Annotated in this window: 19 protein-coding genes, 1 pseudogene and 1 riboswitch; of the genes and pseudogenes, 8 read left to right on the plus strand and 12 right to left on the minus strand. The window is 64.2% G+C overall.

Annotation, left to right across the window (positions count from 1 at the left end; translation table 11 throughout):
• Positions 1-77: 77 nt before the first annotated feature.
• The gene (locus AB5Y64_RS04965) at positions 78-995 is read left to right on the plus strand and encodes an IS5-like element ISEc35 family transposase (protein ID WP_113979304.1); all 918 of its coding nucleotides are present in this window, start codon (positions 78-80) and stop codon (positions 993-995) included.
• 51 nt (positions 996-1,046) lie between these two features.
• On the opposite strand, the pseudogene AB5Y64_RS04970 reads toward AB5Y64_RS04965, so the two are convergent.
• From AB5Y64_RS04970 to AB5Y64_RS04990, 5 genes and pseudogenes are all read right to left on the minus strand, one after another.
• Positions 1,047-1,844: pseudogene (locus AB5Y64_RS04970) on the minus strand (FAD-binding oxidoreductase); the annotation flags it as partial.
• Positions 1,844-2,488, minus strand: a complete 645-nt coding sequence (locus AB5Y64_RS04975) for a lactate utilization protein C (RefSeq protein ID WP_368203398.1) — start codon at positions 2,486-2,488, stop codon at positions 1,844-1,846. The pseudogene AB5Y64_RS04970 and the gene AB5Y64_RS04975, both read right to left, overlap by 1 nt.
• A gap of 1 nt (position 2,489) precedes the next feature.
• A complete protein-coding gene (locus AB5Y64_RS04980) occupies positions 2,490-3,926 on the minus strand; it encodes a LutB/LldF family L-lactate oxidation iron-sulfur protein (protein WP_368203400.1) in 1,437 nt (478 codons plus the stop codon).
• Positions 3,919-4,740, minus strand: coding sequence for a (Fe-S)-binding protein (locus tag AB5Y64_RS04985; RefSeq protein WP_119197746.1), 822 nt, complete (start codon positions 4,738-4,740; stop codon positions 3,919-3,921). The genes AB5Y64_RS04980 and AB5Y64_RS04985 overlap by 8 nt, the downstream gene beginning before the upstream one ends.
• 12 nt (positions 4,741-4,752) lie before the next feature.
• A complete protein-coding gene (locus AB5Y64_RS04990) occupies positions 4,753-6,450 on the minus strand; it encodes an L-lactate permease (RefSeq protein ID WP_139700293.1) in 1,698 nt (565 codons plus the stop codon).
• A 61-nt stretch (positions 6,451-6,511) separates the two neighbouring features.
• Here AB5Y64_RS04990 and AB5Y64_RS04995 point away from each other — a divergent pair, with 61 nt between their 5' ends.
• Positions 6,512-7,489, plus strand: a complete 978-nt coding sequence (locus AB5Y64_RS04995; protein WP_080988704.1) for a LysR family transcriptional regulator — start codon at positions 6,512-6,514, stop codon at positions 7,487-7,489.
• A 15-nt stretch (positions 7,490-7,504) separates the two neighbouring features.
• Here the strand turns inward: AB5Y64_RS04995 and AB5Y64_RS05000 are convergent, their stop codons facing one another.
• Positions 7,505-8,299 (minus strand): alpha/beta fold hydrolase, encoded by a 795-nt coding sequence (locus tag AB5Y64_RS05000; RefSeq protein WP_104452773.1) that lies wholly within the window; start codon positions 8,297-8,299, stop codon positions 7,505-7,507.
• A 106-nt stretch (positions 8,300-8,405) separates the two neighbouring features.
• On the opposite strand from AB5Y64_RS05000, the gene AB5Y64_RS05005 reads away from it, so the two are divergent.
• From AB5Y64_RS05005 to AB5Y64_RS05015, 3 genes are read left to right on the plus strand one after another with little or no spacing between them, the layout of a single operon-like run.
• On the plus strand, positions 8,406-8,777 hold the full coding sequence (locus AB5Y64_RS05005) for an MmcQ/YjbR family DNA-binding protein (protein WP_039038958.1): 372 nt from the start codon (positions 8,406-8,408) through the stop codon (positions 8,775-8,777).
• Between the two features lie 3 nt (positions 8,778-8,780).
• On the plus strand, positions 8,781-9,260 hold the full coding sequence (locus tag AB5Y64_RS05010) for a GNAT family N-acetyltransferase (RefSeq protein WP_161470428.1): 480 nt from the start codon (positions 8,781-8,783) through the stop codon (positions 9,258-9,260).
• 60 nt (positions 9,261-9,320) lie between these two features.
• Complete coding sequence (locus tag AB5Y64_RS05015) at positions 9,321-9,656, plus strand: DUF3802 family protein (protein ID WP_041215402.1); 336 nt, start codon at positions 9,321-9,323, stop codon at positions 9,654-9,656.
• Positions 9,657-9,958: 302 nt separating this feature from the next.
• Here AB5Y64_RS05015 and msrA read toward each other — a convergent pair whose 3' ends face one another.
• Positions 9,959-10,591, minus strand: coding sequence for a peptide-methionine (S)-S-oxide reductase MsrA (msrA, locus tag AB5Y64_RS05020; RefSeq protein WP_010674365.1), 633 nt, complete (start codon positions 10,589-10,591; stop codon positions 9,959-9,961).
• A 252-nt stretch (positions 10,592-10,843) separates the two neighbouring features.
• On the opposite strand from msrA, the gene argA reads away from it, so the two are divergent.
• On the plus strand, positions 10,844-12,172 hold the full coding sequence (gene argA / locus AB5Y64_RS05025) for an amino-acid N-acetyltransferase (protein WP_041215931.1): 1,329 nt from the start codon (positions 10,844-10,846) through the stop codon (positions 12,170-12,172).
• Positions 12,173-12,281: 109 nt separating this feature from the next.
• Positions 12,282-12,506, plus strand: a riboswitch (Lysine riboswitch).
• An 87-nt stretch (positions 12,507-12,593) separates the two neighbouring features.
• Positions 12,594-13,946, plus strand: a complete 1,353-nt coding sequence (gene lysC / locus AB5Y64_RS05030; protein ID WP_010674363.1) for a lysine-sensitive aspartokinase 3 — start codon at positions 12,594-12,596, stop codon at positions 13,944-13,946.
• A 116-nt stretch (positions 13,947-14,062) separates the two neighbouring features.
• Here the strand turns inward: lysC and AB5Y64_RS05035 are convergent, their stop codons facing one another.
• Entirely contained in the window at positions 14,063-15,157 is a 1,095-nt protein-coding gene (locus AB5Y64_RS05035; RefSeq protein WP_203762238.1) for a hypothetical protein, read from the minus strand.
• Positions 15,158-15,408: 251 nt separating this feature from the next.
• On the opposite strand from AB5Y64_RS05035, the gene AB5Y64_RS05040 reads away from it, so the two are divergent.
• Complete coding sequence (locus AB5Y64_RS05040) at positions 15,409-17,679, plus strand: LTA synthase family protein (protein WP_139700299.1); 2,271 nt, start codon at positions 15,409-15,411, stop codon at positions 17,677-17,679.
• A gap of 151 nt (positions 17,680-17,830) precedes the next feature.
• Here AB5Y64_RS05040 and AB5Y64_RS05045 read toward each other — a convergent pair whose 3' ends face one another.
• The 4 genes from AB5Y64_RS05045 to ycfP all read right to left on the minus strand — a co-directional run bounded on the left by AB5Y64_RS05045 (position 17,831) and on the right by ycfP (position 21,795).
• On the minus strand, positions 17,831-18,844 hold the full coding sequence (locus tag AB5Y64_RS05045; RefSeq protein WP_139700301.1) for a S66 peptidase family protein: 1,014 nt from the start codon (positions 18,842-18,844) through the stop codon (positions 17,831-17,833).
• 347 nt (positions 18,845-19,191) lie between these two features.
• The gene (locus AB5Y64_RS05050; RefSeq protein ID WP_124244354.1) at positions 19,192-19,509 is read right to left on the minus strand and encodes a heavy metal-binding domain-containing protein; all 318 of its coding nucleotides are present in this window, start codon (positions 19,507-19,509) and stop codon (positions 19,192-19,194) included.
• 379 nt (positions 19,510-19,888) lie between these two features.
• Entirely contained in the window at positions 19,889-21,181 is a 1,293-nt protein-coding gene (locus AB5Y64_RS05055; protein WP_041212859.1) for an NAD(P)/FAD-dependent oxidoreductase, read from the minus strand.
• A gap of 74 nt (positions 21,182-21,255) precedes the next feature.
• Positions 21,256-21,795 carry an alpha/beta hydrolase YcfP gene (ycfP, locus tag AB5Y64_RS05060; protein ID WP_005331594.1) on the minus strand — a complete coding sequence of 180 codons (540 nt, stop codon included), beginning with the start codon at positions 21,793-21,795 and terminating at the stop codon, positions 21,256-21,258.
• Positions 21,796-21,960: the final 165 nt, after the last annotated feature.

Genomic DNA, 21,960 nt, shown 5'->3' on the forward strand with positions numbered 1-21,960 from the left:
GGCGTTGTTGCTCAAATCAGGGAACTATCCCGCAGTTTGGTGATCTGATCTCTTAGGTTCACCACCGGGAGCGCCAGATGGGCAAGTCCAAGCACAAGATCAGCAACTGGAAACAGTACAACCAAGCCTTGGTGCAACGTGGTTCGTTGACCGTCTGGATGGATGAGCAAGCCATCCAGCAGTGGCATTGCCAAACCCATCATGGCCGCCGGGGGCGAGGCTTCCATTACAGCGACTCTGCCATTGAAACCGCGCTGATGCTCAAGGCGGTATTCAAGCTACCGCTGCGTGCCTTGGAAGGCTTCATCAACTCGCTGTTCAAGCTGATGAAGGTGCCCTTACAGTCGCCGGACTACAGCTGTATCAGCAAGCGTGCCAAGACGGTCGAAATCAAGTACCGCCTACCGAGCCATGGCCCGGTGGCTCACCTCGTCATCGATGCCACCGGACTCAAGGTCTATGGCGAGGGCGAATGGAAAATTCGCAAGCACGGCAAGGAGAAACGCCGCGTCTGGCGCAAGCTTCACCTGGCCGTAGATGCGGCGACCCATGCCATCGTCGCAGCCGAAGTCAGCCTGGAAACGGTGGGCGATAACGAGGTGCTGCCCACGCTGCTCAACCCCTTGCGCCGCAAGATAGAACAAGTCAGCGCCGATGGTGCTTATGACACCAGAGCCTGTTATGCCCTACTGCAAAAGAAGGGCATCAAGGCCACCATACCGCCGAGAAAGAATGCGGCATTCTGGAAGAAAGGCCATCCACGCAACGAGGCGGTTGCCGCGCTCAAGGCAGGAGAACTGGAGCAATGGAAAAAGGACTCTGGCTATCATCAGCGCTCGATAGCTGAGACCGCCATGTATCGCTTCAAGCAGCTCATCGGTCCGAAACTGAGTCTGCGGAGCTACAACGCCCAGGTGGGTGAGATCCTGGCCGGGGTGAAAGTCATGAACAAGGTCATAGGGCTTGGTATGCCTATTCGGCAGGCCGTCAACTAAGCCCGCCCGGCGGGTTGGGGAGCGAGTATCCGACTTTGGATTTGATCAACAAGGCCATTCGGGCACGGTATCGAGCACCACCTCGGCGATAAAGCCGAGGGTTCCCTCCGAGCCGATCATCAGGTGGGTGAGGATATCGACGGGATCCTCATGGTCGAGCAGGGCATTGATGGCGTAGCCGGTGGTGTTCTTGAGCCGGTACTTGTGGCGGATCTTGGCGGCAAGCTCGGCGTTCGCCAGCACCTCGGCACGCAGGGCGGCGAGCCCGTCCAGCAACTCCGGGCGCCTGGCCGCCAAGGCGGCGCGGCTTTGCGGATCGCCGCTCTCCAGCACGGTGCCATCGGCCAGCAGCAAGGTCATGGCGTGCAGGGTGTGGTAGCTGTTGTGGGCGGTGCCGCAGCACATGCCGCTCGCGTTGTTGGCGGCGATGCCACCGAGCTTGCAGGCGTTGATGGAGGCGGGATCCGGCCCAATCTTGCGCCCCAGGGGCGCCAGATAGCGGTTGGCATCGGCGCCGATCACCCCGGGTTGCAGGGCGATGCGGGCCCCCTCGTCCAGAATGCGGTGGCCGCGCCAGCTGTCGGTCAGGGTGATGAGCACCGAATCGCTCAGGGCCTGGCCCGAGAGGCTGGTGCCAGCGGCGCGAAAGGTGCACGGCAGGCCCAATTCGCGGCACACCGACAGCACGAAGCGCACTTCATCCAAAGAGTCGAGGCGCACGATGCGCTCTGGCACCAGGCGGTAGAAGCTGGCGTCCGTGCCGTGGGCCAATCGCAAGTCCGGGTCGCTCACCAGCCGCTCCGGCGGGATGCGCGAGAGCACGGCGGCGTCAAATTTATTCCAGCGCATCAGCAATCCTCCACCAGCACCACCAAGAGGCGGCTCGGGCCGTGGGCGCCGTAGGCCAGGGTCTGCTGGATGTCGGCGGTCTTGGAGGGGCCGGAGACCAGCAGCAGATTGGTGGGCATGGCCTGCTGCCAGCGCCCGGCCGCCACCAGCCCCGCCAGGTTGTCGGTGATGGTTGAGGCCGCCAGCAGGGCGATATGGCAGGGGGGCACAAGGGACAAGGTGCGCGGCTCGCCGCCATCGGGCAGCAACACGAGCGTGCCGGTATCGGCGATGGCCCCCGCGCAGTGGGTAATACCCGCCTGACAGACGTCGAACAGATCGTCCTTCCAGCTTGCGAACTCGCCAGAGGGGGTCAACACAGAGCGCCCGGCGCAGGCGGCCGCGACCGCCGCTTGCCAGCGGCCGCCCTGGCCACAGGCCAGACTCGTCACGCCCTCTTCATCCAGCCAGACGGCCAGATCCCGGGCAAGGGTTGCCTGTTGGACTGTGAGGATCTCGGCATGGCTGGCGCTGATCCCGGCAACAAAGCGCTCGCGCCGTGCCTGTTCATCCTCCCCGCGCCAGGGTTGCCAGCCATAGGGGGCGTGGGCCATGGGGGTGGCGGCGCCGCGCAGGCGGCTTAATATGGCCTCTTTGCTCGACATCTCAGGACTCCTTCTTCTTTTGGCGCAGCAGGGCGTGCAGGCTCTGGGGGGCGGGTTTGGGGGCTTCGCGGCACTGGGTCCAGGGGCCCAGGTGTTTGGGCATCAAGCCCCGCAGGCGACCGGCCACCCCGGTTGCGGCGTGGTAGAGGCGCGGGTGGGTGGCGGCGAAGGCAAAGCCCTGCATGGCAAGGGTCTCGAGCCGGCTCCTGGCCGCCCCCTGCCCCGCCAGCGGTTCGTGGCCGGGCTGTGCGTCGTGCTTGGCCTCCCGGCGCAGGCGCTGCAACAGGTCGGGAATGGGGATGCGCACCGGGCACACCTCGCCGCAGGCACCGCACAGGCTCGAGGCCGTCACCAGATCGCTCGTGCTCTCCAGCCCCAGCAGGTGGGGGGAGATGATTTTGCCGATGGGCCCCGGGTAGATGGTGCCGTAGGCGTGGCCGCCGATGCGGGTGTAGACAGGGCAGTGGTTCATGCAGGCGCCGCAGCGGATGCACTGCAAGGTCTTGCGCAGCTCCTCGTCCCGGTAAGCCTGGCTGCGGCCGTTGTCCAGCAGCACCAGGTGCACCTCGTCCGGGCCGTCCAGCTCCCCTGCCCGGCGCGGGCCGCTGATGACGTTGAAGTAGGTGGTGATGGCCTGTCCGGTGGCCGAGCGGGTCAGGGCGCTGTAGAGGGGCGGCACGTCGGATAAGCACTCCACCACCTTCTCGATGCCGGTGATGGCCACGTGCACTTTCGGCACCGTGGTGCACATGCGCCCGTTGCCCTCGTTCTCGACGAGGCACAGGCTGCCGGTCTCGGCCACCGCAAAGTTGACGCCGGAGAGCCCCATGCCGGCGCGGCGAAACTCTTCGCGCAGGGCCCGCCGCCCGGTCTGGATCAGCTCGTCCACGTCCGTGGTGGGGGTGAAGCCTTCCAGATTGCTTGCGAAGGTGTCGCTCACCTCCTGCTTGTTCTTGTGGATGGCGGGCATGATGATGTGGGACGGGGTGTCGCCATCGAGCTGGACGATAAACTCCCCCATGTCGCTCTCAAGGCAGCGGATGCCGTGGCGCGCCATCTCGTGGTTGAAGCCTACCTCCTCGCTCACCATGGACTTGCCCTTGACGATGCTGCTCACCCCGTGTTGTTGGGCGATACCGAGGATGATGGCGTTGGCCTCGGCCGGCGTCTGGGCCCAGTGTACCCGGATGCCGTTGCGCTCACAGTTGGCTTCGAGCTGCTCCAGCAGGTCCGGCAGACGCGAGAGACAGCGCTGGCGAATTTGCTCCGCCGCATCGCGCACCGCCGCTTCTTCGGCGGGGTCGGCGAAGGCATCCCGGCGCTTGGCGCGCAGGTAATCCATGGCACCGCGAAAATTCTGGCGCAGCACGGGGTCGGCCAGGGCCGCCTCGGCCTGGGGATGGAAGCGGCGCGGCGAATACTTGGCGTGATCAGACATGGGGCTGGGCCTCTTTGGTATGAGCCAAATCGCTAACAGCGCCGCCGTTATGAGCTATTTCGTCACTCTCGGGGCGGCTGTGGGCGAGCAGGAAGCTCGCCAGGTGGGTGGCAGGCAAGATCCTGCCCTGATAGGCCAGGGATCCCTTGATGTTCAAGAGGCACCCCCAGTCGGCGCTCACCAGGGTGTCGGCGCCGGTGGCCAGCAGGTGGCGGGTCTTGTCTTCGACCATGGCCTGGCTGATGTGGGGGTGGCGCACCGAGAAGGTGCCGCCAAAGCCGCAGCACTCGCTCTCGTAGGCCTGTTCATGCAAGGTGACGCCATCGAGCTGCCCCAGCAGGCTGCGGGCCGTGGTATGTACCTGCATCTCGCGCCGGGCCGAGCAGGAGGTGTGCATGACGATGCTCGCCTCCCCCACCCCGTGCCAGCGCACCCGGCAGACCCGGGCCAGAAACTCGGTGAGCTCGAACACCCGATCGCAAAAATCCGCCACCTTGGGGCTCTCGGGGAAGAGGCGGCGGTAGTGGTGGTGCATCATACCGCCGCAGGAGCCCGACAGCACCACCACCGGCCAGGGCTCGGGGAAGTGCGCCATCTGGCTTTGCGCCACCTTGCGCGCCTCCTCCTCGTGACCCGAGGTGTAGGCCGGCTGCCCGCAGCAGGTCTGTTTCTCGACAAAGTGCACCCTTATCCCTTCCCGCTCGATCAGGGCGATGGCATCGAGCCCCGCCACCGGGTCGAACAGGTCCACCAGACAGGTGGCGTAGAGATAGACATCGGCCGGCTTGGCCGGGTAGACCCGCATTACCTTCATCACTTGCTCTCCTTACTTGAGCTGCAGCAGTGCGTCCGAGATGTGGAAGCTGTACATGAGCGCCAGCCCGATAAGGCCGGTGACCAGCAGGTAGTAGAGGGTCGGCAGCGCCGTCTTGCGCAGCGTCGCCCCCTCACGGCCGAGCAGCCCCACGGTGGCCGAGGCCGCCACCACGTTGTGAATGGCGATCATGTTGCCCGCAGCGGCGCCGACTGCCTGCAGGGCCAGCATGGCGGCGGTGGAGACCCCCAGGGTCTGGGCCACTTCAAACTGGAACTGGCTGAACATCATGTTCGATACCGTGTTGGAGCCGGCGATAAAGGCCCCCAGCGCGCCGATGGTGGCGCTGAGGGCCGGGAAGAACTCCCCCACCAGCCCGGCGGCAAAGTTGGCGGTGGTCACCGGCATGCTGGCGAGATCCGCCCCGTTGACGCCGGAGTTGATGAAGATACGCACCATGGGCACGGTGAAAATCAGCACGAAGCCGGCGCCGATCAGGGTGCGGCTGGACTCCCCCAGCGCCCGCCCGAAGGGGGCGAGGGAGCGCGACTGCAGCCAGGTGGCGAGCAGGGCGCAAAGCACCAGCAGGCCCCCCGGCAGGTAGAGCGGCTCAATGGACGCGCTGACCCCCTTCTCACCCAGCAGATCCGTGAAGGCGAGGCTCACCGACAGGAGGCTCGCCTTGAATGCCGGGCTCACCCGGCTCGCCACCAGCAGGAGCGCCAGCGCCACATAGGGGAGCCAGGCCAGCATGAGCGACATGGGGCGACCGGCGGCCTCTTTGAGATCGAGCTTGAGGGAGCCCAGCCACTCGGCGGGCCACTCGTTCTCGGGGGCGAAATCCCAGGAGTTCTTGGGCACCAGAAAACCGGCTCGCGCCGCCGTCACCACCAGGGCCAGCCCCACCAGACCGCCGATGAGGGACGGGAACTCGGGGCCGAGCAGCATGCCGGTGAGGGCATAGGGGACGGTGAAGGCGAGCCCGGCGAAAATCGCAAACGGCAGGATGGAGAGCCCCTCGGTCCAGCTGCGGTTGCGGCCAAAGAAGCGGGTCAGCATCATCACCATCAGCACCGGCATCAGGGTGCCGACGGTGGCGTGAATGAGGGCCACGTTGGTGGTCACCTGTTGCAGGTAGATGTCCCAGCTGCTGCCACCGGCGCTCAGGGTCTGGCCGATGGCCTGGTTATCCAGCCCCTTGTTGATGCCCACCAGGATGGGGGTGCCCACCGCGCCGAACGACACCGGGGTGGACTGGATCATCATGCCGAGCAGCACGGCGGCGAGCGCCGGAAAGCCGATGGCCACCAGCAGCGGCGCGGCGATGGCGGCCGGGGTGCCAAAGCCCGAGGCCCCTTCGATAAAGGCGCCGAAGCACCAGGCGATGATGATGGCCTGGATGCGCCTGTCCGGCGAGATGTTGGTGAAACCGCCGCGAATGGCGGTGATGGCACCGGTGTGTTTGAGGGTATTGAGCATCAGGATGGCGCCGAACACGATCCAGAGCACGGTCACCGTGATCACCAGCCCCTGCAGGGTGGAGGCGAAGACCCGGGTCGGGCTCATCTGCCAGCCCCAGAGGGCGATGAACACGGTCAACAGGAAGGCGACGGGCATGGCGCGCTTGGCGGGCCAGTTGAGGCCGACCAGCAGCACGGCGGCCACCAGGATCGGCGAGAAGGCCACCAGGGCCAGCAGGGTGTCTGTCATCATTGCGTCCTTGTCCAGAGGGGTGCAGAGGCGCACCTTGTTGTTGTTTTGTTAAGCGGACGTGACCTTACCCTGTTCCTTTTTCGCGATATATGGAAATAATGAACAACATTCGTTCCAAAAGTTGATCAATATGGCCAGTACCGACGACCTCATCCTCTTCGCCCAGGTGGTGGAGGCCGGCTCCTTCAGCAAGGTGGCCGAACAAAATTCCCTGACAAATTCAGTGGTTAGCAAGCGGATCGGGCGTCTTGAAGAGGAGCTCGGGGTGCAGCTCCTCTATCGCACCACCCGCCGGCTCACCCTGAGCGAGGCGGGCAAGGCGCTCTATCAAGGTGCCAAAAATGTGAAGGCCGCCGCACTGGACGCCTTCGACGCGGTGGCGGGATTTGGTGAAAAGGTGAGCGGTCATGTGCGGATGTCGGTGCCCACCATCTCCGGCGAGCTCTTGCTCGCCGATGCGGTAGCCGATTTTTGCCAGCAGCACCCGGGGCTCACGGTGGAGATGTCGCTGGACAACCGCTTCGTCAACCTGGTGGAAGAGGGGTTCGATCTGGTCATTCGCACCGGTTATCTGGATGACTCGAGCCTGATTGCCCGCCACATTCTCGACTCCCAGTGGGTCATCTGCGCCGCCCCCGCCTATGTGCGCCGCTTCGGGGCACCGCGGGAGCCGTCGGATTTGCTCACCCACAACTGCCTGCGCTACGCCTACCAGAGCACGGGGGCCTCGGAGTGGGCCTTCAAGGGGGAAGAGGGCAACTATCTGGTGTCGGTGTCGGGGAGCTTTTCAACCGACAACGCCGGAGCCCTGCGCAAGGCGGCGCTGGGGGGGCGCGGCATCGTCTATGTGCCGCGCTGTCTGGTCTATCACGACCTGATGCAGGGGGATCTGGTGGACTTGTTTCCCGACCGGGTGGGCAAGAAGCTCGGCATCTACGCCGTCTACCCCTTCACCCGCCAGCCGCCGCGCAAGATAAGGCTGCTCATCGAGCACATCCGCCAGCGCTATCTGGAGATTGGCCACTACTTCATCTGAGGCCCTTGCCGGGCCTCAAAGGGCGGATGACGCCGCCTGACGGGAGAGAAACGCCAGGGACTGGCGGTTGAAGTGATCCGGCTGCTCCACGTTGCAGACGTGGCCGCACTTTTCGATGATTTCGAGGCAACTGTAAGGGTCGCGGGCCACCTGCTCGCGCACCGGGGCGAGGAACATGTGATCCTCCTCCCCCATCACGTAGAGGGTGGGAATGGGCAGGGCCCGCTCGCGAAAGTAGCGCATCAGGGGGTTCACCTCGGTGGCGAGACGGAACCAGCGCTTGAACTCCTTCTGGCAGAGCTTGCGAGCCTCGCGCACGAAGAGGTTGCGGGACTCCTGATGGTGCTGGCGCGGCATGATGATGAAGGCGAACAGGCGGTAGAGCCACATGTAGGGCAGGAAGTGCTGGCCGAGGCGGCCAAGCTGCACCAGCACCCGGGAGCGGATGTCGAGACGCAGGATGGCGCCGCCGAGCACCATGCTCTTGACCCGCTCGGGGCGAAGCTCCGCCAGGTGGCGGATGAGGATGGTGCCAAGGGAGATGCCGACAAAATGGGCGTGGGGGATGCGCAGGTGATCCAGCAGGCGCAGGATATCCTCGGTCACGGCCCGAAAGCTGTAGTGCCCCTTTACCACCTGCTGCAGCTGGTTGGACTGGCCGTGACCGCGAAGGTCCAGCAGCAGCACGTTGAAGTGCTCCCGGTAGGCCCGCAACTGCTTGAACCAGATGGAGGAGCTGCCGCCCGCACCGTGCACGAACACCACCCAATCCCGATCGGGACCCAGTTCAAAGGTCTTGTGGTACAACATCTCATGGGCTCCCGGGGTGATGGGGGGTATACTCGGCGCGCATATTAACAGAAGGCTCACCCCGGTGAACATGCTTCCACCATGATCGGACCAGCCTGGAGTCCCCATGACCCTCGTTCAATTGCGTGAATTTTTGCTCAGCCAGCCCGGCGCCACCGAGGACACCCCCTTCGGCCCGGAGATCCTGGTCTACCGCATCGCCGGCAAGATGTTTGCCCTGGTGGACTGGCAGGCGGAGCCCCTCTCCATCAACCTGAAGTGCGAACCCGAGCTCGCCCTGCTGCTGCGGGAGATCCACCCCGAGGTGAAACCGGGCTGGCACATGAACAAGCAGCACTGGAACACGGTGACCCTGAGTGAAGGCCTGTCTGACGATCTCTGGCAGGGCTGGATAGTCCACTCCTATGAGCGGGTGGTGGCGGGTCTGCCCAGGGCGAAGCGGCCCCAGGCTCCCCGCGCGACCATCAGGGAGGGTTGACCCATGCCGTCTCTTTCTTCTCCTCGCATCGTCCCCCTCAAGGAGGCGCACATACCAAGGCTGCTGGATCTGTTCGAGCAGTCGGTACGCCGCCTGGGGCCTGCGCACTACAGCCCGGAGCAGGTGGAGCAGTGGGCCAGGGGCGCCCATCACCCGGGGCTTGCCAGCCAGTTGCGCGAGCACCATGGCTGGGTCATCGAGCAAGACGATGTGCCCCTTGGCTTTGCCACCCTGAGCGATGACGGTCATCTCAGCCTGCTCTACGTGAGCGCGGATCATCCGCGCCTGGGGCTCGGCACCCTGCTGCTGGAGCGGGTGCTGGCAGCCGCCAGCCAGATGGGGCTTGGCAGCCTCACCACGGAGGCGAGCGCCTTCAGCCTCGCCCTCTTCCTGCGTCACGGCTTCCTGCTGACCGGATTGGAGACGGTGGAGCGCGGCGGTGTCCAATTTATCCGCCATCGGCTCCACTGCCGCTTGCCATGACGGGTTCAGCCACTAAAATACGCACCATTTCCCCAAGGCAATGAAGAAAGGGCAGCCATCATGGTGGTAGAGAGCGACGGTTACATTGCGCTGATCGAGTATCTGGTAGAGAGTCTGGGTCTGTTCGAGAGCCAGCAGCAGGGCGGCGGCGCCCAGACCATCGAGGATCTGGTGAGCAGCCGGGTGGCCGACAACCTGATGGCCATCTGCGAGCAGAACCCCCAGCTCGACCCCAAGGTGCGCTTCCTGATCATGCAGGAGGCCGATGCCGTGGTCGCCGACCTGGAAGAGGTGCTCTCCGCCGTCTGGTTGTCCGCCCCCAGCGAAGCCCAGCAAGCCTTCCTCATCGAGTTCATCGACCTCATCAAGAACCTGTTCGACAGCACCATCGGCTGACCCCGCCCCTGCCGTGACGGCAAGGGAACGAGATGCAATGAGGCGAGGAGTGAGGCGGGACGCCCAATGAAAAGGGCCGCCTCATCGGGCAGCCCTGCTTGCTAGCATTGTCAATTCATCGCGCTTGTCAGAGTAATGAATTTCGGGGCAAAAAATGTGTCTGGTCTTGGCAACCATCCGTGGTCGCTACCCTGTTGGTCAGCCAGGGTTCAGTTTAGTTCCCCACCTGACGCATTTTTTTCAATTATTTTTCATCACAATGACACGGGGGCCTGATGGCCCCCGTGGTATGCAATGACGCCTCAGCGATTCAGGCTGGGAGGCAGGCAGACGCCGATGCCCCCCAGGCCGCAATACCCCTCGGGATTCTTCTCCAGATATTGCTGGTGATAATCCTCGGCATAGTAGAAGGGGGCCAGCGGCAGGATGCGGGTGGTGATGGTGCGCCCGTCACCGCTCGCCGTCATGGCCTGCTGGTAGGCGGCCAGGCTCTGCTGGGCAATCGCCTCCTGGGTGTCGTCCCCGACGAAGATGACGGAGCGATACTGGGTGCCGATGTCGCCACCCTGGCGCATCCCCTGGGCCGGATCATGGTGTTCCCAGAACAGCTTGACGAGATCCCCATAGCTGATGACCTTGGGATCGAACACCACCTGCACCGTCTCGGCGTGGCCGGTCAGGCCGCTGCACACCTCCTTGTAGGTGGGATTGGGGGTCAGCCCCCCCTGATACCCGGCGGCGGTGGAATAGACCCCGGGCTGCTGCCAGAACAGACGCTCCACACCCCAGAAACAGCCCATGCCGAACCAGGCAAGCTCCATCCCCTCGGGCCAGGGCCCCTGGGTCGGGTGGCCGTTTACTGCATGCACCTGGCCAATCTCCAGCGCTTCCCGCCGTCCCGGCAGCGCCTCTGCCGGTGAAATAATCTGCTCCATATGCCCTGTCCTTGTATAAAACCCCGCGCAATGCGGCTGACGAAAAGGAACACCGAAGATATCAGGTTATTAGCCCGGATCAACCAGGGAGCGGCCCCCTGGGCGACCCTCCCGCCCTCGCCTGCGTCTTCCCCTCCCCGCCCGCACTGGTCAAAATGGCGACAAAAAAACACCAAGTCGATATTTAGTCTTGATTTGTGAATTTATTTTCATATATTGGGCGAATTGCTGCTTTTTTATGGAATGAAACACGTGCGTGAACGCGAACCCAGCCTGGTCCATGCCTTTCGGCAATCCACCCCCTATGTCAATGTGCACCGGGGTGCCACCTTCGTCCTGATGATCGGCGGGGAAGCCATTTGTCACCCCAATTTCGCCAACATCGTCAGCGACATCGCCCTGCTGCAGACCTTGGGGATCCGCCTGGTGCTGGTGTTTGGTTCGCGTCCGCAAAATGACGAGGCCCTGGCCCGCGCCGGCATCCAGGCCCAGTATCACAAGCGGATCCGGGTCACCGACGATGCCAGTTTCGCCATCATCAAGCAGGTGTGCGGCGGTCTGCAATACGACATCACCGCCCAGCTCTCCATGGGCCTCGCCAACACCCCCATGCAGGGGGCCCGCATCAGCGTGGTGAGCGGCAACTTCGTCACCGCCCAGCCGCTGGGTGTGGATGACGGCATCGACTTCTGCCACAGCGGCCGGGTGCGTCGCATCGATGTGGAGGGGATCACCCGCCAGCTGGATCAGCACGGCCTGGTGCTCATCTCCCCCATTGGCTGCTCGGTCACCGGCGAGAGCTTCAACCTGAGCTCGGAAGAGGTAGCCCGCCGGGTGGCGGTGGATCTCAAAGCCGACAAGCTCATCTGCTTCAGCAGCACCCAGGGGGTCATGGACAGGCACGGGGAGGCCATCTCCGAGCTCTTCCCCGAGCAGGCCGAAGAGCTGCTGGTGGCGCTGGAGCAAGCGGGGGAAGAGATGTCAGGCACCGCCCGCTACCTGCGCGCGGCCATCGCCTCCTGCCGGGGTGGCGTGCCCCGCTCCCACCTGGTGAGCTATCAGGACGACGGCGCCATGCTGCAGGAGCTGTTCAGCCGCGAGGGGCTGGGTACCCAGATCGTGCGCGAAAGCGCCGAGCGGGCCCGGGCCGCCACCATTGAGGACATCGGCGGCATCCTGGATCTCATCCGTCCGCTGGAGGAGGAAGGGATCCTGGTGCGCCGCTCCCGGGAGCAGCTGGAGATGGAGATAGACAAGTTCACCATCATCGAGCGGGACGGCCTCATCATCGGCTGCGCCGCGCTCTATTGCTTCATGGAAGAAGCCATGGCCGAGATGGCCTGCGTCGCCATCCACCCGGAGTATCGCAACTCCAACCGGGGAGACACCCTGATCGCCAAGGTGGCCGAGCGGGCCAAGCGGCTCGGCATCCGTCGCCTGTTCGTGCTCACCACCCGCTCCATCCACTGGTTCCGGGAGCGGGGCTTCGATCCCCTGGAAGTCGAAGATCTGCCGGTGGAGCGCCAGCGCTTCTACAACTGGCAGCGTCGCTCCAAGGTTTTGTCCAAGACCATTTCGTAACTGATTGATCTTGTGCCTGGTTACCGTCAATTTTGTTCTTTTTTACGAACTCGATTGACAGTGCAATCCAGACCAAGGTATTTGTACATGCACGCCACCTGTCACAGGTGGCACCAGAAGAGGAGCGCTGCCCAGGCAGCCCAGGGGAGGACACCAGTGTCCGGTGAACTTGGGTCAGGGGGAGCAGCGCCGAGACGAGGCGAATGACTGGACACCGCCACGTCGGCTGCGGGGGCTGAATCCCCCGGGTTGTCATCGGTAGTGGTCATCCCACACCGCGCCCCACTTGGGGCGGGTACGGGATGGGCTCTGCAGGTGGAGTGCTTCTGGCCGGGATCCTCGCGTTTTCCTGCCATTTTTTGCCTCCTCCTCTCTATTTGCCCGATGAAACCGGATTTTCACCTTGAGACAGGAGTATGCAATGAACCCGATCAATGTCGCCAAGTTTGGCGGAACCAGCGTCGCCAATGCCGCGGCCATGAACCACTGCGCCGACGTGGTGCTGGCCAATCCGGCGACCCGGGTGGTGGTGCTGAGCGCCAGCGCCGGCGTCACCAACCTGCTGGTGAGCCTGGCTCAGGGTGAACTGGACGAAGCCGGACAGGATGCCCAGCTTGCCAGGCTTGCCGACATCCAGCTGGCCATTCTGGCCGCCCTTGGCAACCCGAGCGACGTGAGCGCCCTCATCCATGCCCAGCTCGGCGACATTCGCACCATGGCCCGTCAGGCCAGTCAGCACACCGACGCCGAACTCGCCGATCGCCTCATCGCCTGCGGCGAGCTGATGTCCACCCGTCTCTTCACCGAACTCCTGCACCAGCGCGGGGTCAAGGCCCAGTGGCAGGATGCGCGCCAACTGTTGCGCACCGACAGCCGCTTTGGCAAGGCCACCGTGGATCTCGCGGCGACCCGCGCCCTTTGCCAGCAGGCGGTGGGCCCGTTGCTGGGTGACAGCCTGGTCATCACCCAGGGCTTCATCGGTGCCGACGGCGATGGTCGCACCACCACCCTCGGCCGTGGCGGCTCCGACTACAGCGCGGCCCTCCTGGCCGAGGCACTGGACGCAGGCAGCATCGAGATCTGGACCGACGTGCCCGGCATCTACACCACGGATCCCCGCCTGGTTACCCGCGCCCGCCCCATCCCCGAAATCAGCTTCGTGGAGGCGGCGGAGATGGCCACCTTCGGCGCCAAGGTGCTGCACCCGGCCACCCTGCAACCCGCGCTGCGCCAGGACATCCCGGTGTTCGTGGGCTCCGCCAAGGACCCCGCCGCCGGTGGCACCTGGATCCGCGCCACCACCCGCAGCAACCCGCTGTTCCGGGCCGTGGCCCTGCGCCGCCAGCAGGTGCTGGTGACCCTGCACAGCCTCAACATGTTCCACGCCTACGGCTTCCTGGCCGAGGTGTTCGGCATCCTGGCCCGTCACCGCATCTCGGTGGATCTCATCACCACCTCCGAGGTGAGCGTCTCCCTGACCCTGGATCACACCGGCAGCCAGAGCAACGGCGAACCCATCCTGAACGACAAGGTGCTGGCGGAGCTCGGCCAGCTGTGCAAGGTCGAAGTGGAGACCGGTTTCGCCCTGGTGGCGCTCATCGGCAACCGCATGAGCGAGGCGGCCGGGGTAGGCAGCCAGGTGTTCGACGCCATCCGCGAGCACAACATCCGGATGATCTGCTACGGCGCCAGCGCCCACAACCTCTGCTTCCTGGTCAAAGAGGATGAGGCGGGCCACATCGTCAACTGCCTGCACCGGGAACTGCTCGACTGAGTCGCCCCGGCGCTGGCACACAACGAGCCTCCTCCGCCCCATCACATCCGGGGCGGCCTTCCCCACTCAGCAAAGAGGGGCGCCGCGGCGCCCCTCTTGTCACTCTTCTTCCACCATCAGCTGGTGACCAGGGTAGCCCGGGTGGGCAGCAGATTGGCCCGGATCTGCTCGCGCAGCCCTCCCAGCCGTTGCAGCAACCCGGCCTGACCGAGCCCCGCTTCGTCAGGAGCCAGATTGTCCACCAGGGCCGGGAAGTGCTCCCGTACCGCCTGCTCCAGCCAGTCGAGGCGGCGCAGGGTGAGCGGGCCGCAGCTCTTGCCGCTGAGGTCGTCCAGGATGTCGAGCCGATGGCTGCGGTACATGTCGCGCCACCAGTTGGCCGCCAGCGCCTCGTTGCTTGCCAGCGCCGCACTCCACTCCCCCACCAGTCCCTGCATCCGCGCCAGCACGGGGGCGCTCGCCCCCTCCCGCGACAGGTATTGCAGCTCTCCCCTGGCCCAGGCGAGGCAGAGCTCGCGCCAGCGGCGAAACAGCGGCAAGGGATCCGCCTCGTCCAGCCAGAGCCCGGAGAGGGTGCGGGTTTCCAGCCGCTCAGGCACATGGAAATCGGGATCGGTGAGGCCGTTGGAATTGAACTCGTGCAGGGGATCGAAGGGCCACATGTAGCCAAAATCGAACACCGAGATATGCTGGCCGTCATCCAGCAGGTTGCCCGGGCTCGGATCCCAGTCAAACCAGCCCCAGCGGGCCAACTCCGCCTCCACCGCCAGCATCTGCGCCAGGTTGCGCTCGCAGAGCGTGCGCACCGGCTCCCCCCGCAGCCAGGGGGAGACCAGCACCCCGGCCCGGGCGGAGCCGAAACTGGTGCAGACCACGTTGGAGAGGATGGTGGGGTGCAGCTCCCGCAGGCTCTCTATCTCCCGGCGGCGCTCCAGCTCGGTGAGAAAGGCGGTCTTGCCGTCCACATTGGCCACCAGAGAGTCCTGGCGGCAGCGTTTCAGGCACCAGTGGTGCCCCTCCACCTTGAGATGGAACACCTCGGCGGTGAGCCCGTGACCGTAGACCTTGACGACGTCCGGGTGATCCTCGGTCAGCCGGACGAGCTGGGGCAGCGGCAGGGGGCAGTCCCGCTCCCGCCCGATCCGGATCTCTTCTTTGCTCTCCAGCATCTGGAGCAATCTGGCCTGACGCGCCGCAACTTTGGGATTCATACATGTACCTCCAATCGTTACTGAGAGACTAAACAGCGCCCCCCTCCCAGACCAGCAGCAAAGGCTCATGATGACGCTTTCATCACAGAATGAGTGCCCCTGGCGGATCGGGATCACAAATTGCTTCACAGTGCTCATCACGGAATATTCATCTTGTTGTCATTAAATTGACATCAAGGAACAAGCCACGCACCATCGGGTCAAAATAGAGGCAGTCGTCGCTGCCATGACCGCTCCAAGGATGAGCCCTTATGAATGCCCCCGTCACCGGCCACCGCCCCGCCTCCCAGCCCCTGGCCGGGCTGTTGCTGGGTCTGCTGACCGCCCTGCTGCTGCTGACCCTCGCCCTGCCGCTGCTCAACCCCGTCAGCTGGCTCGGGCGTGCCGCCCCCCTCATTCTGGGCCCGGCGGATCAGCCCATCGCGACCCTCAATCGCTACAGCCTGCTCTACAAAAGTGACAACCGGGGCTTCTATCTGGTGGTGCGCAGCCAGTGGCAACTGCTCAAACCCCTGCAGGAGGGGGACAGGGTGCGGGTGGAGCTGCTCAACGACAAAGGGGTGCGCATCGATCAGCTGAGCCAGGCGGTGGACAAGCGCCAGAAGTGCCGCAAGGAGCGCTGCACCCTGAGCCTCAACAGCGCCCTGCGCGCCCCCGACGACGCCCTGGACAGCCGCTACCAGCTGCGCATCGGGCTGCTGCTGGCAGACAGGCCGGAGAGCGCCGAATACAGCCAGATCCTCCAGACCCTGCCGGAGCGCGGTTTCAACCTCCTCTACCTGATGACCAGCCTGCTGCTGGTGCTGCTGGTGAGCGCCGCCGTGCTCAAGACCCTGCTGCCGCGGCTGCGCCGAAGCTACCGCGCCCGGGTGGCAGGCAGCCTGCTGCTCGGCAACCTCACCTTCGTGCTGCTGCACGGCTTCGTGGTGTTCAAGCTGGGGGAATTCCTGTTCTGGTCGGGCTTTCGGCCCGAGCACTACTACCTCGCCTGGGGCAGCATGGTGCTGGGCTGGAGCCTCTGCGCCCTCGCAGGCTTCAGCCTCTATATGGGGCTGCTCTTCACCGCCCTCTCGGGCATCGGGCTGCTCGCCAACTTCATGAAGATCGCCATCTACGGGGTGCCGCTGGGGGGGGACGATCTGGGCAACCTGCTGGCCCTGCTGCACATCCTGCTCGATCAGCACCCTGTGGTGCCGGTGCTCGTCGTGCTGGGGCTCCTCTTTCTGGTGTGGCGCTTCGCCCTCTCCCGCTGGATCCTGCGGGGCTTGCTGCGCACCGCCGCCGCCACCGCCGCCTTCTTTGCCCTCTGCGTGTTCGCCACCCAGACCGGCAACAAGCTGCTCGGGGCCAACATCCGCTATGTGGACAGGGCGGTGAACTACCACAGGGACATCATCCGCGCCGGCCCCGGCCTCTACCTGTTCAACCTGGTGGACGAGATGCTGCAAAGCGGCAACGTGTTTCGCTACCCCTTGCAGATCAACGAGCGCACCCCGGAGCTGAGCCTGCCCGCCCAGCCCAGGGCTCCCCGCTTCGATCTGGTGATCGTGCTGCAATACGAGTCGCTCTGGCTTGACTGGCAGGGCCGTCTCTGCGCCCCCGCCCCCACCTTGAGCCTGCCCGCCAGCGTGGCCCAATGGCGCAAGACCATCCACTCCCCCACCACGGGGGGCATGACGGTGCTGGCGGAGTTCGAGATGAACACCGGCCTGCCGGTGGGCCTGCTCAAACAGGGGGTGGTGCCCTACTACTACCTCTCGGACCGGGTGCCCGGCCTTGCGCGCAGTGCAGCCCAAAGCGGCTACCAGACCCTGTTCGCCCACCCCTATGTGGAGAAGTTCTGGGGCCGCGCCAAGGCGATCCCGGCCCTCGGCTACCAGGAGCGCTGGTTCGATACCCGCTTCACCGCCCTCGAGCACAAGGGGCTCTATATCTCCGACGATGCCCTCATCGATCACCTGCTCAAACGCAGCAACCAGGACGATCAGCCCCTGTTCGCCTACGCGGTCACCATGCAGGGGCACGGCCCCTTCGACGGGGATCGCTACCGGGCCCAGCAACGCAGCGGCGCCTGCCCGGATCAGAGCCCGGCGGATACCCAGTTGCTCAACACCTACTACACCGGGGTGGTGGACGCCATGGCCTCCCTGGAGCGGCTGCTCAAGACCCTGGACAACTCCGGCAAGCGCTACCTGGTGGTGGCCTTCGGGGACCACCAGCCCTTCCTGATGTCGGCGGGCAAGGGTATCCACGGCGCCAAACCGCCACGGGATGCCAGCTACCAGATCCCCATGATGGCCTTCACCCGGGCCGGGGACGGGCTGGATCTCGCCCGCCAGTTCGACCCGGTGCGCCAGCTCTACCAGATGGGCCAAGCCACAAGGCAGCTGCTGGCGGGGGACCTCACCCCTATCCGGGACCAACCCCTGCTCCACCCGGTGCTCGGGGAGGAGAAAGGCTTCGACCCCTCCCCCCTGGTGCCGCAGATCCGCGCCAGCTTCCGGCCCGATGCATTGCCCTGATCGATTGAGACACGAGGGACACAGATCCTTGCAACACCTTCCGGGCCGATGCCCTGCCCTGATCCGAAGCGAAGTAGCAGACGACAAAGAGGTCGCCCGAGCGGCCTCTTTGTCTATGTGCCGATGCAACTATGGCAGGCAGTGCAGTGACTCACTCCCCAAGCCAGGACTCGCACAGGGTGAGGCTCTGGGCATCGAGATCCAGTTCGGCCTCGATGCCAAGGGGCAGGGTCAGCATGGGGTGGGTGTGGGCACAGTCATACTCCGCCAGAATGGGGAAGGTCGGCTCCCCCACGACCTCCAGCAGGATGTCGAGGGGCCGCCTGCCGCTGCCCTGGCTGTCGAACAGCTCGTGCTTGCCGAGCACCAGGGCACCGATGCGATCAAACATCCCGCACAGCTTGAGGTGGGTGAAGGCGCGCTCCACCGTCTCGGCGGTTTTGAGGCTGTCTTCCAGCAGCAGAATGTCGCCCCGCTCGATGGACGGCATAAAGGGGGAACCCCAGATCCCTGCCAGGGTATTGAGGTTGCCGCCAATGAGCCGACCCCGCATCCGGCCAGTGCCCACCGAGATCAGCCGGTTTGGCCAGCACTGCTTGGCCCGGGTCTGATGCTCCCAGTCGAGCCGCTCCTCGGTCCATTGCGTCGGAGTCGGCAACCGGTGGGGCAGGCTGGCGCCACCGGCCATGCAAACGGACAGGAAGCCGGCCAGGGTCTCGTCCACCAGCGGCGAGAGCTCGCCAAAGGAAGCCACCAGCGCCGGGCCATAGAAGGTGACGAGGCCGGTCTGGGCATGAATGCCGAGCAGCAGGGCCGTTACGTCGGAGTAGCCGATGACTATCTTGGGATCCCGCTTCAGCGCATCAAAATCGAGGTAGGGCAGCAGGGAGTTGGAGTTGCTGCCGCCAATCACCGACATGATTGCTCGCACTTGCGGATCGCGAATGAGGGCATTGAGCTCGTCAGCCCGCGCCGCGATGGAGCCGGAGCGCCAGTGATCCTGTTCGCCGGTCAGGCTGCCCGCCTTGAGTTCGAAGCCCTGCGCCGCCAGATAAGCCTTGGCGCGAGCAAAGCGGTTCGGCGCCCAGGCGGTGGCTGCGCTGGAGGGGGAGAAGAAACCTATGGTGTCGCCGGGGTTGAGCCCCGGCGGTTTGAGTAAGGTCATGGATGCAGCCCTGCCATATGAGATGAACGCCGCCGGGAAATGCGAGCCCGGCGCCAGACTGCATCCTACTGCGGCCTTTGAACGCCCGGCAAGGGCGAAAAATCGCACTCACAGTGCTCGTTTTTGTTTAGAAAAATTAAATGACTTTCGCTAAATGCACACAAAAACTGAACAATAACAGCACAGATCGCGCCCTTTTCCCGGCTTTAAGGTGCCTATCACGCGCTGATACATGGCCGCGAGGTCAGTTCCCGCCTCTCCCGACGACATCCCGCCGCCGTTCCCCAATAAAAAAGCCGATCTCGCGATCGGCTTGGGCATTGGCTTCTAACGGCGTGAGCGCAGGCTCACACCACCACGGCGGTGCCGCTGATGCTGACCATCAGCATGCTGCCATTCTGGCCCACTACCTCGTAGTCGATGTCGATGCCCACCACGGCGTTGGCCCCCAGCGCCTGGGCACGCTCTTTGAGCTCCTCGAAGGCGATCTCCCGGGCCCGGGCCAGCTCTTTTTCGTAGGCGCCGGAGCGACCGCCGATGATGTCGCGGATGCCGGCGAACAGATCCTTGAAAATGTTGGCGCCGAGGATGGCTTCGCCCACGACGATGCCGCGGTACTCGCGAATGGTCTTGCCTTCCAGGGTGGGGGTGGTTGAGAGGATCATGAGGTCTCCTGTGAGTTGGGCTGGGTGCGCGAAGCACCGTTGCCGTCATGGTAGCAAGGCGTTGGCCAAAGCATAAGCCCGGCGTGGCCAGGGGCTTCAAGCACAGCGCCCGCCAGGTTCATCAAGGAGCCATCCATAGAGCCTGTGTCGTGCCACTTTCCCCCGCACAGCGACCTTGGGCACCGGTGCTGGGGAGAGGGCTTCCGGGCCGCGATGAAAGCGGGGCCTTGATGATGCAGACACGACGGCAGCTGCACCGGCCCTCTGCGTCTTCGCCCTGAACGGCGGCAGGCGCTGCCAGGAGCGCCCCGCGTCGGCCATAAAAAAAGGAGAGGCAAGCCTCTCCTTTTTGATGTTCGCAGCGGCAGCCGCCATGCACTCAGTGCAGCTTCATGCTCGGGCGCAGCACCCGGTTGATGCGGCCCACCAGCATGATGAGGCCGGTCTTGATGTAGCCGTGCAGGGCCACCTGGTGCATCCGGTAGAGGGAGATGTAGACGATGCGGGCGATGTAGCCCTCCACCATCATGGAGCCCCGCATCAGGTTGCCCATCAGGCTGCCCACGGTGGAGAAGCGGCTCAAGGAGACCAGGGAGCCGTGGTCGTGGTAGCGGTAGGGCTTCATCTCGCCGCCGTTCATCTTGGCCAGGATGTTCTTGAACGCCTGGGTCGCCATCTGGTGGGCGGACTGGGCGCGGGGCGGCACGAACTTGCCGTCCGGCTGCGGGCAGGCGGCGCAGTCGCCGATGACGAAGATATTCTCGTCCCGGGTGGTCTGCAGGGTCTCGTGGACCACCAGCTGGTTGATGCGGTTGGTTTCCAGGCCCGCGATCTCCTTCATGAAGTCCGGCGCCTTGATGCCCGCGGCCCACACCATAAGGTCTGCTTCAATCAGCTCCCCATCCTTGGTGTGCAGGCCCTCGGCGGTGGCCTCGGTGATCATGGTGGCGGTGCGCACGTCCACGCCCAGCTTCACCAGCTCCTGATGGGCGGAGCCGCTGATGCGCTCCGGCAGGGCCGGCAGGATGCGGGGGCCCGCTTCCACCAGGGTCACCTTGAGGCTGTCGGTGGTGAGGTTCTTGAAGCCGTAGGCGTAGAGCTGCTCCACCGCGTTGTAGAGCTCGGCGGAGAGTTCGACGCCGGTGGCGCCGCCGCCGACGATGGCGATCTTCACCTTGTCACCGGGCTGGTATTCGGTGGCGAACTGCAGGAAGCGGTTCATCATGCTGTTGTAGAAGCGGTGCGCCTGGGAGGGGCTGTCCAGGAAGATGCAGTGATCCTTGATGCCCTTGGTGTTGAAGTCGTTGGAGACCGAGCCGATGGCCATCACCAGAATGTCGTAAGCCACTTCCCGCTCGTTGACCACCAGGGCGCCGCTCTCGTCGTGGATGGGGGCCAGCACGATGCGTTTCTCGTCGCGCTTGATGTCGGTCAGGCTGCCGAGCTGGAATTCGAAGCCGTGGTTCTTGGCGTGGGACTGGTAGCTCAGGGCATCGATGCCCGCATCCATGGAGCCGGTGGCCACTTCGTGCAGCAGGGGTTTCCACAGGTGGGTGCGATTGCGATCCACCAGGGTGATCCTGGCCTTGTTCTTCTTGCCCAGCTTGCGGCCCAGGCTGGTCGCAAGCTCGAGACCACCGGCGCCACCGCCTACAACGACAATATTCATCATGATGATTTTCCTTGGTTCCTCAAAACGAAAGGGAGCCATTGGCTCCCTAAAACGAAATCGGTTGACGTGATGGCTCAGGCTTCTTTGAAGGCCTTCATCCGTTGCAGATGGTGCGAGATGTTCTTGAACTTATGGGTCTCGCGCTCATCCCATACGATGTCGTAATAGTTCTTCAATTCACGTTCAGTGTCCCGATTATCGCGGATTTCATCCTGAACGGAAAGGATGCACAGGCAGTTTCCTGAATTTTTATTACGAAATTCGGTTACACACTTGGTGCCGATGTCCTCGTACTCTTCCGGCCTGTCGATCTTGCCCTGCATGTTCTCTTCCGGGTGCAGATTGGGGTTGAAGACCACCTGCTTGATGCCGCACAGAAACCCGATCCGCTCGCTCCAGTAGCCACCCAGGCCCACGCCGCAGATGAGGGGTTTGGGATCGGTGCTCATGTCGAGCTGCTTCTTCACTTCCTTGAGCAGATGGCTCATGTCGTGGCGGGGGTGAACCGTGCTGTAGTGCACGAAACGCACATCATCATCGATAAACTGCAACTGCAGCACTTTTTCATGATTGCCGGGGCTGGTGGCATCAAAGCCATGCAGATAGATGATCATGGACAAGACCTCAAAAACTGTGTCGGTTCTATCGAAACTACCCCAGCGACAGGGCCTTGCGCCACCAAAACATCCCACTTTCTTGCTTTGGATCACGCCCCTTCGGGCCACCAAACCGCGCGTCGGGGCCGCTGTGGCAGCGCCATGCCCCAGCGGGACATGGCG

This window comes from Aeromonas sp. R5-1, from assembly GCF_040908265.1.
GTDB classification, from domain to species: domain Bacteria; phylum Pseudomonadota; class Gammaproteobacteria; order Enterobacterales; family Aeromonadaceae; genus Aeromonas; species Aeromonas caviae.